This is a genomic window from Altererythrobacter rubellus, assembly GCF_030284385.1.
In the GTDB taxonomy this organism is placed as follows: Bacteria; Pseudomonadota; Alphaproteobacteria; order Sphingomonadales; family Sphingomonadaceae; genus Erythrobacter; species Erythrobacter rubellus.
In genome coordinates, this window is the sequence record NZ_CP127221.1 from 350,865 (window position 1) to 366,308 (window position 15,444).

15 protein-coding genes are annotated in these 15,444 nt (G+C 57.0%); 10 read left to right on the top strand and 5 right to left on the bottom strand.

Going from position 1 to position 15,444, the window contains the following annotated elements; all coding sequences use genetic code 11:
* The first annotated feature begins 231 nt into the window (after positions 1–231).
* The 4 genes from QQX03_RS01660 to QQX03_RS01675 all read left to right on the top strand — a co-directional run bounded on the left by QQX03_RS01660 (position 232) and on the right by QQX03_RS01675 (position 8,292).
* Entirely contained in the window at positions 232–1,917 is a 1,686-nt protein-coding gene (locus QQX03_RS01660; protein WP_285976149.1) for a BCCT family transporter, read from the top strand.
* A gap of 384 nt (positions 1,918–2,301) precedes the next feature.
* Positions 2,302–4,935, top strand: coding sequence for a TonB-dependent receptor (locus QQX03_RS01665; protein WP_285976150.1), 2,634 nt, complete (start codon positions 2,302–2,304; stop codon positions 4,933–4,935).
* Between the two features lie 80 nt (positions 4,936–5,015).
* The gene (locus QQX03_RS01670) at positions 5,016–6,980 is read left to right on the top strand and encodes a tetratricopeptide repeat-containing sulfotransferase family protein (protein WP_285976151.1); all 1,965 of its coding nucleotides are present in this window, start codon (positions 5,016–5,018) and stop codon (positions 6,978–6,980) included.
* Positions 6,981–7,050: 70 nt separating this feature from the next.
* Entirely contained in the window at positions 7,051–8,292 is a 1,242-nt protein-coding gene (locus tag QQX03_RS01675; RefSeq protein ID WP_285976152.1) for an MFS transporter, read from the top strand.
* Between the two features lie 180 nt (positions 8,293–8,472).
* Here QQX03_RS01675 and QQX03_RS01680 read toward each other — a convergent pair whose 3' ends face one another.
* The 3 genes from QQX03_RS01680 to QQX03_RS01690 all read right to left on the bottom strand — a co-directional run bounded on the left by QQX03_RS01680 (position 8,473) and on the right by QQX03_RS01690 (position 10,521).
* The gene (locus QQX03_RS01680; protein ID WP_285976153.1) at positions 8,473–9,003 is read right to left on the bottom strand and encodes a hypothetical protein; all 531 of its coding nucleotides are present in this window, start codon (positions 9,001–9,003) and stop codon (positions 8,473–8,475) included.
* A gap of 129 nt (positions 9,004–9,132) precedes the next feature.
* Positions 9,133–10,119: a sulfur carrier protein ThiS gene (gene thiS, locus QQX03_RS01685; RefSeq protein ID WP_285976154.1), complete on the bottom strand. Its 987-nt coding sequence runs from the start codon at positions 10,117–10,119 to the stop codon at positions 9,133–9,135.
* Positions 10,120–10,137: 18 nt separating this feature from the next.
* Positions 10,138–10,521 (bottom strand): MerC domain-containing protein, encoded by a 384-nt coding sequence (locus tag QQX03_RS01690; RefSeq protein ID WP_285976155.1) that lies wholly within the window; start codon positions 10,519–10,521, stop codon positions 10,138–10,140.
* Between the two features lie 130 nt (positions 10,522–10,651).
* On the opposite strand from QQX03_RS01690, the gene QQX03_RS01695 reads away from it, so the two are divergent.
* The 5 genes from QQX03_RS01695 to rpsI all read left to right on the top strand — a co-directional run bounded on the left by QQX03_RS01695 (position 10,652) and on the right by rpsI (position 13,840).
* The gene (locus QQX03_RS01695) at positions 10,652–11,725 is read left to right on the top strand and encodes a COX15/CtaA family protein (RefSeq protein ID WP_285976156.1); all 1,074 of its coding nucleotides are present in this window, start codon (positions 10,652–10,654) and stop codon (positions 11,723–11,725) included.
* A complete protein-coding gene (gene cutA / locus QQX03_RS01700; RefSeq protein WP_285976157.1) occupies positions 11,722–12,039 on the top strand; it encodes a divalent-cation tolerance protein CutA in 318 nt (105 codons plus the stop codon). The genes QQX03_RS01695 and cutA overlap by 4 nt, the downstream gene beginning before the upstream one ends.
* A gap of 311 nt (positions 12,040–12,350) precedes the next feature.
* A complete protein-coding gene (locus tag QQX03_RS01705; protein ID WP_285976158.1) occupies positions 12,351–12,662 on the top strand; it encodes a hypothetical protein in 312 nt (103 codons plus the stop codon).
* 174 nt (positions 12,663–12,836) lie between these two features.
* Positions 12,837–13,316, top strand: a complete 480-nt coding sequence (gene rplM / locus QQX03_RS01710; protein ID WP_285976159.1) for a 50S ribosomal protein L13 — start codon at positions 12,837–12,839, stop codon at positions 13,314–13,316.
* Entirely contained in the window at positions 13,316–13,840 is a 525-nt protein-coding gene (gene rpsI, locus QQX03_RS01715; RefSeq protein ID WP_285976160.1) for a 30S ribosomal protein S9, read from the top strand. The genes rplM and rpsI overlap by 1 nt, the downstream gene beginning before the upstream one ends.
* 65 nt (positions 13,841–13,905) lie before the next feature.
* Here the strand turns inward: rpsI and QQX03_RS01720 are convergent, their stop codons facing one another.
* The gene (locus tag QQX03_RS01720) at positions 13,906–14,661 is read right to left on the bottom strand and encodes a metallophosphoesterase family protein (protein ID WP_285976161.1); all 756 of its coding nucleotides are present in this window, start codon (positions 14,659–14,661) and stop codon (positions 13,906–13,908) included.
* A gap of 39 nt (positions 14,662–14,700) precedes the next feature.
* Positions 14,701–14,967, bottom strand: a complete 267-nt coding sequence (locus QQX03_RS01725) for a hypothetical protein (RefSeq protein WP_285976162.1) — start codon at positions 14,965–14,967, stop codon at positions 14,701–14,703.
* Between the two features lie 205 nt (positions 14,968–15,172).
* On the opposite strand from QQX03_RS01725, the gene QQX03_RS01730 reads away from it, so the two are divergent.
* Positions 15,173–15,427, top strand: coding sequence for a UrcA family protein (locus tag QQX03_RS01730; RefSeq protein ID WP_285976163.1), 255 nt, complete (start codon positions 15,173–15,175; stop codon positions 15,425–15,427).
* Positions 15,428–15,444 lie beyond the last annotated feature (17 nt).

Genomic DNA, 15,444 nt, shown 5'->3' on the forward strand with positions numbered 1-15,444 from the left:
CGGAGTTGGTTCGATTGCAGAAAGTCCGATTTCGGTGGCATTGAGAAGCGGAGCAGACATCCGGCTAACCGCCAAGTAGCAGACATTGAACGGCCGCAATGACCGACGATTTGCATTGTGCGGCCCGCGCCCTATGCTTTGAGCTCATCCCATGCAGAGAGACGCACTCTGGCTCGTTGAGCGAGCATGCGAACATTTGCCTGAAAATACATGGACGCAGCAGCTTCAGACATGCAACCAAGCAACGACCTACCGATTGATCCGCCCATAATTGACCTACCCATCGAAACCCATGACCAGGGATTCTATGATGGCTTCAGCCGTGAAGTGACGATCCCGGGCAAGATCATAGTCTCACTGCTGATCATGTGGGCGATCTTTTTCCCGGTGCGTGCCAATGAGACTTTGAGTGCCGCGAATGAGAATATCATATCGAGTTTCAGCGGATGGTATGTCTATCTGGTAGCGCTGCTGATGGTAATCGCACTGGTCCTTGCTGCGCTGCCGCAATCGGGGCGTTTGCGGATCGGGACGCCCGGTGACAAGCCCGAATTCTCTCGCTTCTCATGGTTTGCCATGTTGTTTGGCGCCGGGATCGGGATCGGCATGCTAACCTACTCGACAGGCGAGCCTCTGGCACATTTCTCTAACAATCCGGAGATCATCCGTGGCGCTATCGAAGCGAGTTCTGCAGAAGCCGTTCGGCCGGCCTATGTCTACACCTTTCTGCACTGGGGCTTTGCGGCTTGGGCAACCTATGCGCTGGTCGGGCTGGCGATTGGTTATGTCTCCTATCGCCGGGGATTGCCCCTAACAATCCGTTCTGCACTGGTGCCGCTGTTCGGAGAGCGGTTGTCCGGCACTGCAGGCCACGTGGTTGACGTGGTTGCAGTAGTCGCCACGATATTGGGTGTCGCGGTGACCATGGGTCTGGGCGTAGAGCAATTTGTGGCAGGTCTTTATCGGGTCGGAATGGGCGATTGGCTTGTCAATTCGGAGGGGACGGCGAGCACAATCGCGATTGTTGCCGCCCTGCTGGTGCTGGTGGGTGCGTCAACAATCAGCGCGTTGTCGGGCGTCGGGCGAGGCATCAAGTGGCTTTCGAACCTCAATATGGGTTTGTCGTTCTTGTTGCTCGCCTTGTTCGTGATCGTTGGTTCCGATCTGTACGGGTTGGAGCTGATGTGGACTGGACTGACCGACTACCTTGTTGCCCTCCCTGCCAAGACACTGACGCTGTTTGCGAGCGACGGAAGCCAAGTGTCGGAAGAGCTGATGCAGTGGCAACTCGACTGGACCATCTTCTATTGGGCTTGGTGGATCGCTTTTGCGCCATTCGTCGGCATGTTCATTGCCCGGGTGTCACGCGGCCGTACAGTGCGCGAATATGTTCTTGGCGTGATCATGGTTCCCTCGCTGATGTGCTTCTTCTGGATGGCGATTGTTGGCGGCACCGCGATCGATCTGGAGTTGAGCGGTGCTGCGCAAGGCGCGATTGCCGAAGCGGGCATTTCTGACCAGCTATACGCAACGCTCGCAGTGCTGCTTGATCCGGCCGCAGCCCAGATCGTCTCGATCCTAGTTGTGGTGTTGCTCATGACTTACCTCGTAACATCTGCGGACAGCGCGATTCTGATCGTCAACACAATCAATGGTGCTGGCGAGGATGAAGGGCAGCGCCGCTATCACATTTTGTTTTGGGGTGGGGCGTTGGCGTTTATGGTCGGCAGCATGCTCGTGCTGGGTGGAATTGATGCGATCCGGATAACGATGATGATCGGAGCATTGCCATTCTCATTCGTGCTCGCATTAATGGCTATCGCGATCATTAAGGCGATCATCTTCGACCTTATCCGCAAGAAGCACGGTGTTCCGACAACCGCAGAGGCTTGCGAGGAGTGGGAAGCAGCCAAGTAGAGGTAAATGATTAAAATCACTGGGACTTAGCCATTCCATAGTACTGATTTCTAGATATTTGAGTATTCTTGGTTATACTATAAAATATACAATGGCTTATATAGTGTAAAATAATTATAGATTACCTCGACTTGATAGAACTGTGTAAATATTTGAATAATATTTGAATCGAAGATTCAATGTTGCGTTAGGGCAACATTGGAATTATTTCTAAAAAATATCTCTGCCGCTGCTGTGGTGGAATCCCCCGTGCATTGCTACCGCGGGCATCCAGAGGCATGACTTCATTCTATTTCCTTCCGTTTTGATCGCGAATATTGGCGATGTGCGTTTCCGCGCATCCCTTTCGTGCGTCCAATCGGGTAAAACAAAGGGGCAGCAATAATGAGAAAATTCGCAAGCAGTGTATCGCTTGGCGCGGTTGCAGTTGCCATGGCCACGCCAGCCATGGGGCAAAATCAGACACAGCCAGAACAGCAAGAGACACAGCAGCGCACCAGCGGTGTTCCGGTAATCGTGGTTACCGCGCAGCGCCGCAGTGAAGACCTGCAGGACGTTCCAGTCTCTGTCCAGGCGCTTGGACAGGAAGGTCTTGAGCAGCTCAATATCGATACGTTTGAAGACTATCTTGAGCAACTTCCGACTGTGACCGCTGGCGGTTCCGGGCCGGGTCAGAGCACCATCTACATCCGCGGCTTGGCTTCAACGACACCAAACCTCACAACCGCTGGCGTTGCCGGCCTTGCACCAAACGTCGCACTTTATCTCGATGAGCAGCCGCTGTCTCAGCCAGGCCGCAACCTGGACGTATATGCGGCCGATCTGGAACGGATCGAAGTTCTGTCCGGTCCGCAAGGCACGCTGTTCGGCGCAAGTTCGCAAGCCGGTGTTGTGCGCCTGATCACCAACAAGCCAAGCCTGTCGGGTTTTGATGCCAGCGCCTCGGCTGGCGTCTCGTTCACTAAAGGCGGTGAGACCAGCTACAAGGCCGAGGCCATGGTCAACGTGCCGGTCACTGACACGATTGCGCTGCGCGGCGTAGTCTATCTCGACGATCAGGGCGGCTACATCGACAATGTGGCTGGCACTCGCAATGCCGGCGAGAGCGGACGTTTCCGTACCGCGGGCACCGTGCGCGACAATGGCGTGCCGGTCAGCGCAGGTCGCGCCGGTTTCCAAGCCGGGGCGGACCTTTCGGCTGTCAATCTGATCAACGCCGACAATGCGTCGCTTGTTGAAGAGGATTTCAACGACACCCAGTACTCCGGTTTTCGCGCCACTGCACTCTGGGAAGTGACGCCTGATTGGAAAGTCACTTTAGCGCACTCACGTCAAAGCGTTGAGAGCGACGGAGTATTCTTCGCCGATCCTGAGCTTGATGGTCTTGATGATCTGGAAATCCAGCGCTTCGAAGACGATCGTATCGAAGATGATTTCTCCAACACCAGTTGGACCGTCGAAGGTCGCTTGGGCGCGCTCGATATTGTTTATAGCGGCGCATACACTGACCGGGAAACGCAGCAGAAGGTCGACTACTCAGACTATCTGTTTGTCGGCCAATACCTGCCATACTACATCTGTGACACAGCCGTAGTCTATTCCGGCTATGTGACCAATGCTCCGGCTGATCCGACCTGTCAGGCACCAAACCTGTTCGTCGCATCGAATACGGATACCACTGTGTTCACGCAGGAATTCCGCGTCAGCACGCCGCAAGATGCGCGCATCCGCGCAACCGCGGGCGCGTTTTATAGCGATCTGGAGCTCAAGGAACTCAATGACTTCGCCTATCCCGGCTCGCAATTTGTGCGCGGTTCGGATGGCGTGACGACTGGCTTCCTGCCCAACTTCCCGCTGACCAACACAAGCGCGGCCGGCGGCGGCAATTCGTCGACTGGCTATTTCCAGGAAGCTGGACCATTTCCGACTGGTGTGATTTTCCGCAACGATATCCGCCGCACGGACGAGCAGCTGGGCATCTTTGGTGAAGTTGCTTTCGATATCATTCCGGATAGGCTCACGCTCGCAGGTGGCGCGCGCTATTATGATATCGAGGTTGGCCTGGAAGGCAGCGCGAACTCGTCCTTCTTCAACCTTAATTCTGCTATTTTCGGTCCCAATGCGGGTGCGGCACCTGGCACAGGGGCAGATGCCCAGCTTGCTGGTACCAACATCAGCGCTCAGTTTGAGCCAGACAATGCGGTGGGTGCGCCCGACACGGCTTCGACTGATGGTTTCATATTCAAAGGCACGCTCACATACACGCCGAACAGCGACCTGATGTTCTACGCGACCTATTCGGAAGGCTTCCGCCCTGGTTTGCTCAATCGTCCAGGTGGTGCAAGCAACGGCGCAGGCTTTACCGTGCCTTATGCGCTCGATACCGATGAGGTGAAGAACTATGAAATCGGCTGGAAAACCGATCTGGCTGACGGCCAGCTGCGATTGAACGGCAGTGCATTCTTCGTTGATATCAGCCGCCTGCAGACCACTATCTTCGATCCAAGCATCACTAACCTGTTCTTCTCGGACAATGCGGCCGACGCCGAGATTATGGGTGTGGAAGCAGACTTCACCTTCGCACCTTATGCGGTGCCTGGCTTGACCGTAGCCGGTGCATTTTCTGTTCTCGACACAGAGATCACGGATGTGCTTACGCCAACCAATGACGTTGTTGTCGGTGAAGAACTCGCCTTTGCACCGTCATTCCAGGGCAACATCCGCGTGCGCTATGAATGGGATCTCAGCAACACGCTGGAGGCCTTTATACAGCCGCAAGTGTCGCATTCGGCATCGAAGTTCACGGACATTATCGAGATCAACAAGCTAGAACTGGAAAGCTACACTGTGTTCGATCTTTCGGCTGGCGTTAAGAGCGGCCCGTGGAAGTTCAACGTCTACGGAGAGAACCTGTTCGACACACGGGCACAGATTTCTGGCAACTTCGTGTTCGACCGCGCACGCATTTCCACCAACCGTCCGTTGACAATCGGCATGAGCGTCAGCTTCGACTACTGATCCAGCAGTTTGGCATAACGAGCGGTGGGGGTGAGCCTGGACGGGTTCACCTCCACCGTTTTGCTATGTAGGGACAAGCAATGGCAACACGCGAAGAACAGCTCAAGGCAGCCCAAACGGCATTGCAAGCCAGCGAGTTCGCAAAAGGGCTGGCTCTAGCTGAAAATCTGCTGGCAGAGCAGCGGAGAGATCCAGAAGCGCTGTATCTTGCCGCTGTCGGAAGTCGCTATCTCGGTAAACATAGTGATGCTGAGAAGCATCTTGGTGCTCTCCATCAGGCAATGCCCGAATATGGGCGCGCGTGGCAGGAAGAGGGGCACCTGGCACTCGCCCTTGGGGACAAGACCAAAGCGCTGGAGGCTTTTGCCCGGGCAACGCGCTTCAATCCGGCGCTAACCGCCAGTTGGCGTGAACAGGCCAAGCTGCTGAGTGCGGCAGGTCGCAATGCCGAGGCGGCCGCAGCCAACGCGCAGCTGGAGCGGCTTTCCTCGCTCCCGCGCGAGCTGATCGCGGTGACCAACCATCTTCACGAAGGGCGGCTTCTGAGAGCAGAAGAAATCTGCCGCCATTTCCTGCGCAGCAGTCCCAAGAATGTCGAAGGGATGCGACTGCTCGCCAAGATCGGAATTGAACTTGGCATTCTCGATGATGCCGAATTCCTGCTCGAAAGCGCAGTCGCGTTCGAGCCTGACAACATTCAGCTCAAGCTCGACTACACCGATGTGCTGCGCCGCCGCCAGAAGTTCGGCAAGGCGCGAGCGCAAGCTCAGGCGCTGCAAGATAGCGACCCCGGCAATCCCATTTTCCAGTCGCAACTTGCAATCGAAAGCATGCAGACCGGTGATTACGATCGCGCATTCGAACTGTTTGACGCAGTGCTTGAGAAGCTGCCGCGAGATCCGGCAACGCTGACGAGCAAGGGTCACGCACTCAAGACGTTGGGCCAGACGGATGAGGCGATCACGAGTTACCGCGCGGCAGTTAGTGCGAAGCCTGATCACGGTGACGCCTATTACGCGCTCGCCAATCTCAAGACTTACAAGTTCGAGAATTCAGAGATTGACGCGATGCGCGCGCAAGCTGCGCGGCCTGATCTTGCCTTTATGGACCGGGTCCACCTGTCCTTTGCGCTTGGCAAAGCGCTGGAAGATCGCGAAGACTACGAAGCGAGCTTCAAGCATTATGATGAAGGGAATGCCTTGAAGCGCGCGCAAACCCGCTACAGCGCCGATGCGATGAGTCGCGAGCTGGCGGCACAGAAATCGGCATGCACAGCAGACCTGTTCGCAAAGCATGAAGGCGTGGGATATGATGCGCATGATCCGATATTTATCCTTGGCCTGCCGCGCGCAGGCTCGACATTGCTCGAGCAAATCCTTGCCAGTCACTCGCAGATCGATGGCACGCTCGAGCTTCCCAATATCCTCGCGCTCGCGCACCGGTTGCGCGGACGCAAGGCAGGCCAGTCACGGTACCCGGAAATCTTGCATGAACTCACGGCTGAGCAACTTACGACTTTCGGTGAGCGATTCATCGAGGAAACGCGTATCCACCGCCAAGGCGCGCCATTCTTCATCGACAAGATGCCCAACAATTTCAGGCATATCGGGCTGATCAATCTGATTCTGCCGAATGCAAAGATTATCGACGCACGCCGTGATCCGATGGATTGCTGTTTCTCCGGCTTCAAGCAGCTTTTTGCCGAGGGGCAGGAGTTCACTTACGGCTTGGAAGAGGTTGGCCGGTACTATGCCGACTATGTCGATTTGATGGACCATTGGGATGCGGTTCTGCCAGGCAAGGTCTTGCGCGTGCAACATGAAGATGTGCTCGACGATGTCGAAGCGCAGACGCGCCGCATGCTCGATTTTATCGGTGTCCCGTTCGAGGATGCCTGTCTTGAATTCCACAAGACTGACCGCGCTGTTCGTACCGCGAGCAGCGAACAGGTGCGCCAGCCGATCAATCGCAAGGGGCAGGATGCCTGGAAGCCGTTCGAGCCTTGGCTTGAGCCGCTTAAACAGGCTTTGGCCGGAAGGCATTGACCACACTCGATCACTCACGCGCATCAAGGAATATTTTGATGCTGGCCGATAAGGGCGTTATCTGGCCGGAATGATTGCATCTGCTCTTTCAGTGCGCGCATTGCTCAGCGCGATCTTCATCCTGATGGCGGGCAGCGGGTTTCTCTCAACGCTTGTTGCAGTTCGTCTTGAGAGCGCGGGCGTCCCTTCGCTGATCATTGGCCTTGCAGCGACGAGCTATTTCACCGGACTAACTCTCGGATCACTTAGGGTTGAGCCGCTGATCGCGCGCATCGGGCATATTCGCGCCTTCGCTGCATTTGTGACGATCTTTTCTGCCAGCAGTCTGACCTATGCCATCATTGAACAGCCAATTGTCTGGGTCGTGCTGCGCTTTATCGATGGCTTTGCCATGGCCGGCGTGTTTGTTTGTCTTGAAAGTTGGCTCAATCGGCAAGCGACACCTGCCAACCGGAGCACGGTGCTCGCCTCCTATATGATCGCGTTATATTGCGGGCAGGCTGCTGGTCAGTTCCTGCTCAATTTGGGCGACAATGCACCAGACCTTCCCTTCATGATCTCGGCAGTTTTGCTCTCCATCGCATTGCTGCCAGTGCTGCTCACTCGCATGGAGCAACCGCAGGTGGAGGCGTTCACGCCATTTTCCATCCGCAAGCTCTATACAGCTTCTCCGCTCGGGATCGTTGGAACGCTTGCCACCGGCGCAATGTTGGGTGCATTCTACGCCATGGGCGCGGTCTACGTTCAGCGGATTGGAATGGATCTGTCGCAGGTCGCGCTGTTTACGTCATGTGTGATTGCAGGCGGAGTAGCGCTACAATATCCGTTGGGAAGACTTTCCGACAGGTTTGACCGGCGGCGCGTGATTATCGCATGTTTTGCCATAGCCGCGGGCGTTAGCGCTACGATCGCAGCATTAAAGCTGCCAACCGTCGGAACCATCGCAATGGGCAGCATCTTTGGCGGCTTCGCTTTTGCGCTCTATCCGCTCTGTGTCGCGCATTCGAACGACCATCTTGAAGAGGAAGAACGCGTGGGCGCGAGCAGCGGCCTGGTGCTGACATACTCCGCCGGCGCGATGGCTGGGCCGATGATTGGGTCAAGCGCGATGAGCGCGTTCGGTCCGGCCGGTTTATTTGCGATGATCGGCGTACTTGCGGCTGGCGCAGCGATTTTCGGTATCTGGCGCACCGTGGTGCGTTCGGCTGTTCCGGCAAGCGAACAGCAGGTCTTCCAAAGCCTGCCGCGAACAACACCCATGGTCGCCGTGCTGGAGACAGAGGGCAATATCGAGGGTTCGAAATCTCGCTAACTGACATTAGTATGGGAAGCTTCGCCACCAATCTCAGAGGTTTGGGCGATTGAGTTCGCCTCCCGAAGGCGGTCAGTCGGCCTGCAGAATATTCAGAGCCGAGCCGGAATTTCCGCAATTGGTACGCTGTCCTGCCGTTGGGACGAACTTCCGCAATTGGGTCGTTAGCAGACCTTTGCCTCAGGCCGCTTCGGCTGCCTCGATATATTCGGGATAGAACGCCGGTTCGCGGTCTGACCAGCCTGGCGCGGTGGCGGCCGCTTCGCTCAGGGACTGCAGCAGCTCCTTACGACACTCCGGGCGAATCTGCGGCAAGGCAGCGGCCGCGCAGAAAGCGCTCGGCAGCCATGAGCGGACATCCGCGCCCAGCAGGCGCTCATAGAGAAAGCGAAACGCGGAGAAACATGTGATGCGTTCTTGCGAGAGGTCAAACGCTGCGAGGCGCACCAGCTTGCCGATAAAGGCTTCGGTGTCATTGATGGTCGCTTCGTGCGGGATCGTTTCGCGCAACGTCTTCAATTCCTGATAGGCGACATACTGGCTACGGATCGCGGCGGACTCGCCTTCGTTGCGGGCCCACAGCTTGAACGCATCCTGACGGCCAAGCCCGATATCAAGGCTGCGCTTGATGTAGCGTTGCTCACCAGCGGAAAAGCTCGCGAATTCGCGCATTTCGTTGATCGTCATCGATGCAGTGCCGGTTACGGCCATGGCAAATGCTCCCGTGTTGCAAGGGGCAGTTTCGCCGAGTGTGGTTAATTATCGGTAAATATACCTAGATTACTTGTGCGGAGTGGGGCGTTCTTGTTGTGTTTGCAATGCCGCCCACACCAAGCGCGCCTAGATCAATCCCGCAAGCGGGCTGGAAGGATCGGCATACATGCGCCGCCCCATCCGGCCTGCCAGATAGGCTTCACGGCCAGCCTCCACTGAGAGCTTCATCGCGCGGGCCATACGGATCGGGTCTTTCGCTTCGGCAATCGCGGTATTCATCAATATGCCATCGCAGCCCAGCTCCATGCCTACCGCCGCATCGCTCGCCGTGCCAACGCCTGCGTCGACCAGCACCGGCACATTCGCGCCTTCAACGATCAGGCGGATCGTAACCTGGTTCTGAATACCCAGACCTGAGCCGATCGGTGCGCCCAATGGCATCACTGCCACCGCGCCCGCGTCTTCCAACTGCTTCGCGGCGATCGGATCATCAACGCAGTAAACCATCGGCAGGAAGCCCTCCTTGGCGAGCACCTCGGTCGCCTCCAGGGTTTCCTTCATATTGGGATAGAGCGTGCGCGCTTCGCCCAGCACTTCGAGTTTCACCAAGTCCCAGCCGCCCGCTTCGCGCGCCAGGCGCAAGGTGCGGATCGCATCATCTGCGGTGAAGCACCCGGCGGTGTTGGGCAGGTAAGTGACCTTCTTGGGGTCGATATAATCGGTCAGCATCGGCGCCTTCGGGTCGCTGACATTCACCCTGCGCACTGCCACGGTGACGATCTCTGCGCCTGCCGCTTCAACCGCTGCGGCGTTTTGTTCGAAATCCTTATACTTGCCAGTCCCAACGATCAGGCGAGACTTGAATGTGCGGCCCGCAACCGTCCATGTATCGTCCGCTGCCTGAGAGCCGCCACCCACGAAGTGGACGATCTCCAGCACATCTCCATCATTCAACGACGCCTGCTCCAGAGTTGATCGCGGCGCGATTTCGCGATTGCACTCGACCGCAACCTTGGCCGGCTCAAGTTCGAGCTCGCGCACGAGGTCCGCAATAGTGGCCGCTGTGGTCTGGCGTGGTTCGCCGTTCAAAGTGATTGTCTTCGTGTCGCTCATGTCTGCGCGACATAAGCGTCATTGCTGCGCTGGCAAGTGGCTTCGCATATTAAGAAAGTGGCCCGTGGCAACCAGGGCCACACCGATCATGGTGAAGATCACTTCATAGAAGCCGTGCGGCATCGCCAGGGCGCCGCCCATAAAGGTCAGGCCCACCATAGCCATAACGAAGGGTGCAGCGCGGCGATGACGCAAGGCGCCCCAGCCAATCGCAACTGCCGCGATAATCAATGCAATCGCCAGACCTACGCGATGGATTTCCGGCGAAAGCAGGAAGTGGCTGCCGGCGCCCAACACCGAAACGACCAGAATCGTCAGCACGCAATGAAGCAAGCACAGGCTGGAAAGCCAGATACCAGCGCGGTCCATCCGCTGCCGAATCGAGATGCTGTACTCAGTCATACTGTGGAGTGCCATCTATGTTATGGTGTATCATCTTTCAAGTCGCAGTTTTGGCAGGCATGCCGATTTCTCAATTGGTGTTGCATCGTTTGGACTTGCACTTTGATGCCGTGCTGCGCAGTTAGCGGGTATGGCGAACTCTGCTGCACCTGTTCCGGAAAGCGATTATTCTCGCGCCGTCAAAGGGCGGCCGCTGGTGCTGGCCAAATGGCTTTACGTAGTGGCCTTGATGGTCATCATCATTGTCATGGTAGGCGGGATCACGCGCCTCACGGAAAGCGGGCTATCCATCACGCATTGGAGCCTCGTCACGGGCATTTTGCCGCCGCTGACCGATCAAGCGTGGCAGGCAGAATTCGATCTCTACCGTCAAACCGGCGAGTATCGCTTCGAAAGCGGGCCTACGGGAATGGATCTGGCTGCATTCAAGTTCATCTATTTCTGGGAATGGTTCCACCGCATTCTGGGGCGGCTGATCGGGCTCGCCTTTCTGCTGCCAATGTTGTGGTTCTGGATATGCCGGGCAATTCCTACCGGTTACAAGGGGCGGCTGCTGGCATTGTTCGCGCTGATATGCGGACAGGGCGCGCTGGGTTGGTACATGGTTGCATCGGGCGTTGGCACTGATCTCACCGATGTCAGCCATTTCCGGCTATCAGCGCATCTGCTGACAGCGCTGTTCTTGTTGGGCGGTTTGGTATGGACCGCGCGTGACTTGCAGATGCTCGGGCGCGATTCAACCGCGCAGCCTGCTGGTCTGACTGGTGCCTCGACGATCATAGCCGCCATACTGTTTATCCAGTTGCTGCTTGGCGCGTGGGTGGCGGGGCTCAATGCGGGACATGCCGCCTATGACTGGCCCCTGATGAACGGGCAGTTCCTGCCTCAGCCAGACCTGTCGCGCGGCTGGCTTTGGGCGCTGACACATGATCCATTCCTGCTGCATTTCCTCCATCGTTGGTGGGCCTGGGTGGCGGTGGCGGCGCTGGTGTGGCTCGCGCGGCGTATACGCAAGAGTGATCGCCCGGCTTCAATCGCAATCCACAGCGCATTCGGGACAATGTTCCTGCTCGGCATCGCAACCGTACTTACCGAAGTCTCTCTGTGGGTGGCAGTGTCGCACCAATTGGTCGGCGCCCTGGTGGTTGCGAGCGTTGCCTGGGGCATGCATTCGGACGGTCTGCGCAAAGCACACAAGGCATGAGCGCGCTTATTTACTGCCCCTTCCCTGATCGCGAAGCAGCGCGTGCTGCGGCCAATACCTTGTTAGATAGGAAACTGATCGCCTGCGCCAATCTATTGGGTGAAGTTGAATCCATTTACAGTTGGAATGGTGAACGCGGCGATAGTTTCGAGATTGGCGCACTATTCAAGACTAGCGCTGCTTTACTTGACGACGCGATACAATGTTTGGCCGAAATGCATCCCTATGATACCCCTGCAATCATGGGTTGGCGTTGTGTTTCCGTTTCGGAAGCAACTGCAGCATGGCTCGGCGAACTAGATCGAGGGGGTTAGTTCTCATGACAGGGGTTTCGCGGCGCATTGCGCTGGGTGGCAGCTTTGCCGCGCTGATTGGTCTGGCTGCTCCGGTTATGGCGACTTCCTAACTGCATGTGCCACGAGAACCAATGCGTTTGAGCCGGACACTGATCCGCGGCCTTTCGGATGGTAACAGGATTGAGATCAGGCGCGACTGGCAAGTTGCGTTTGCTTCGCAAGGTAGCGGGCTTGCGATCATAGGGCATCAGGGCATCAGATCAACGTTGAAGTAAGCGTGCCCGCGATGCTTGAGCCGATCGCAACGATCGAACGGAACCGCGTAACCGATGGCAGCAAGGAACGGCGCATCAACAACACAGCAAGAGCAATTGCGCGCCGCGCTTGCACAAGTGCAGGCCGCCGGCAATTCCTTGCTTGATCGCCTGCCACGCGACCTTTTCTTTCCGCGCAACAACGGCTTTGCGGACAGGCGCCCGATCACTCTGCCTGACGGGCGCAGCGGAGTGTTCGAAGTAATCTATTCAGTCACGTCCCAGCCATTGAGTGGGCTGCTTGATCGGGCTGAAAGACAGGTTGTGACGCGGATTGGCGACACCGAACAAATCTCGTCCGAGCACTGGGAGTTGCGCGCAATCTGACACTCAGGGAGGTGGTGGTATTATTTTACCTCCCCCGAAAGGTGCGGTTTTGCTTGACTTGCGCGCCTTCACGCGACATTTGCGCCATGTTCTCGCAACCGCAGCATAAGTTGTCAGTGCGATTCGAAGCCGCGGCATTTGGTTGCGACTTGTTTTATTTAGGAATGTGAACCCATGAAGGCGCTTAACAAGCAGACTCAGTCGGCAAAGCCGGCAGAGGTCGAAAAGAAATGGCACCTGATTGATGCAGACGGGCTGGTTGTTGGCCGCGTCGCTTCGATCATTGCCAATATCCTGCGCGGCAAACACAAGCCGAGCTACACTCCGCATGTTGATTGCGGTGACCATGTGATCGTCATCAATGCCGACAAGGTGAAATTCACCGGCAAGAAGATGTCTGATAAGGTCTATTACAAGCACACCGGCCACCCGGGCGGTATCAAGGAAACCACTCCGGCGAAGGTCCTGGAGGGCCGTTTCCCAGAGCGCGTGCTTGAAAAGGCTGTCGAACGCATGATTCCGCGCGGCCCGCTCGGCCGTCAGCAGATGCGTGCACTGCACCTCTACAATGGCACCGAGCACCCGCATGACGGGCAGCACCCTGAAGTGCTCGACGTTGCTTCCATGAACCGCAAGAACAAGGTCACCGCATAATGGCTGACGAAACCAAAAACGAAACCGTTTCGGATCTGGCGGATCTGAAGGAAATCGCTGGCGACGCACCAGCAGGTGATGCAGCCGAGATCGCAGCTGTTGCTGAGGTTCCATTGCGCGAGCAGGAACTCGATCAGTATGGCCGCGCATATGCAACTGGCCGTCGTAAGGATGCGGTTGCCCGCGTCTGGTTGAAGCCGGGCACTGGCAAGGTGACCGTCAACGGCCGCGATCAAGAAGTGTACTTTGCACGCCCTACGCTGCGCCTGATCATAAACCAGCCGTTCGCGATCACAGAGCGTGAAGGCCAGTACGACATCGTCGCTACCGTGCGTGGTGGCGGGCTTTCGGGCCAGGCCGGTGCGGTAAAGCACGGCATCAGCCAGGCTCTCGCCAAATATGAGCCTGCACTGCGTTCAACTGTGAAGGCCGCTGGCTTCCTGACCCGCGACAGCCGCGTGGTCGAGCGTAAGAAATACGGCCGGGCGAAAGCACGCAAGAGCTTCCAGTTCTCGAAGCGCTGATTCCCAGCTCTTTGGCTCAAAGCAAGAGGGCGGCCTGTTCAGGTCGCCCTTTTTTGTTTCTGCGCTCAGAGAGCAAAATCGCGTTTTTCAACGTCGATCAAACCGGTCTGGTCGATCCGCAAGACATTGTAGGATGGCGGTGCGCCTTTGCGCAAACGCGTTGATAAGGTGCCAGCCCCGATCATCCGCATGGCGAAATTGTCACGCGAGCGGATCTGGTCAAACGGGAAATGAACGTGCCCCGTCAGCACAACCGTTGCGCCCGCTGCGGCCAGCTTCTTGAACGCCAGGTCTCCACGAATTGTCGGATTTTTCGCCCCGTCGCGCTCTGGCAAAAGCGGGTGATGGCACGCGATAATCTTGGGTCTGGGGTCATCGCGTAATTCTGCTAGCCGGTTGAGGGCTACATCGAGTTTCTTGCGTGTGACAACCCCGTCAGACCATGGCCAGCGCATTTGTGCGGGCACATTGGTATCAAAAGGCACGATCAATGCGTGCTCAAGCTCTAGCTCGGCCCCTACCGCCTTGTCCAACGCGCCAAAGCGCGCAAATGGACTGCGGAAGCGCTCCCACAAATTGTAGTAGGGCATGTCATGGTTGCCCGGCTGCAGCATGATGGGGGTGTTGAGGCCAGCAAACCACTCAGCCGCCACTGCATATTGCTGATGTGTCGCGCGCTGAGTGAGGTCACCGGTGCAAACAAGCGCGTCAGGCCGCTCTTCCCGCACTGCATTCTCGAACCAAGCCATAGCCGCGCGGTCCTCGACGCCGAAATGCGTGTCACTGACATGGAACAAAGTGGTGCTTGCGTGAATTGGCATAATCCCACGCCTAGCAGATCGGCAGCGCGGGTGAAGATGCTAAACGCGGTCCGTCAGGATCAGCCAGGCTGCAATCGCGTTGAGACCGGTATAGGCAAGATACGCCCAGGCGAGCCCAGGCCAGCCGTTCGCTGCGATTAGCAAAGCTGCCAGCAGAACAAGGAATTCGGTCACCAAGGTTATCCGACCGCCGAGCTTGTGAACAATCCATGGCATTTGCCCAAGCAGTGGGTGGCCGCCCTCAAGCACCGCCTTATGCAGCGCGAAATTGCCAATCCCCATTAGAAAGATGAACACTAAAGCCATTGTCACATTGTTACGTAATCACCCGTCGGTTGGAAATAGCTGTGCGTCGGTTGGTTTATGCAATCGGTCCGGCCACCCTCGCACCGATCGGACTGCTTGCTTCCATCGTCGAGCTTGCGCTGATGCCTCCTCAGCAGCTGGTATAACACAATCACACAGCGCGGGCTCACCCCCTTTTTATGCTCGGCTGTGAAAGGAGGATAGCATGAGACAAGGCATACTTGCAGCGGCAGGTGTTGGCGCGATGTTGATCGCAGCCCCTGCCTTGGCTGGCGCTGACAATCAGACCAGCCAGTCCAATGTCACCTACGAGGATTTGGATCTTTCGACCGAAGCTGGTCAGAAAGAGCTCGATCAACGCATCACAATCGCGGCACGCAAGACTTGCGGTTTGGGCAGAGACACGACCGGAACCCGCACAGTATCGCGCGACCAACGCCGTTGCATCGCATCGGCCTAGCGCCAAGCGAAAAGCAC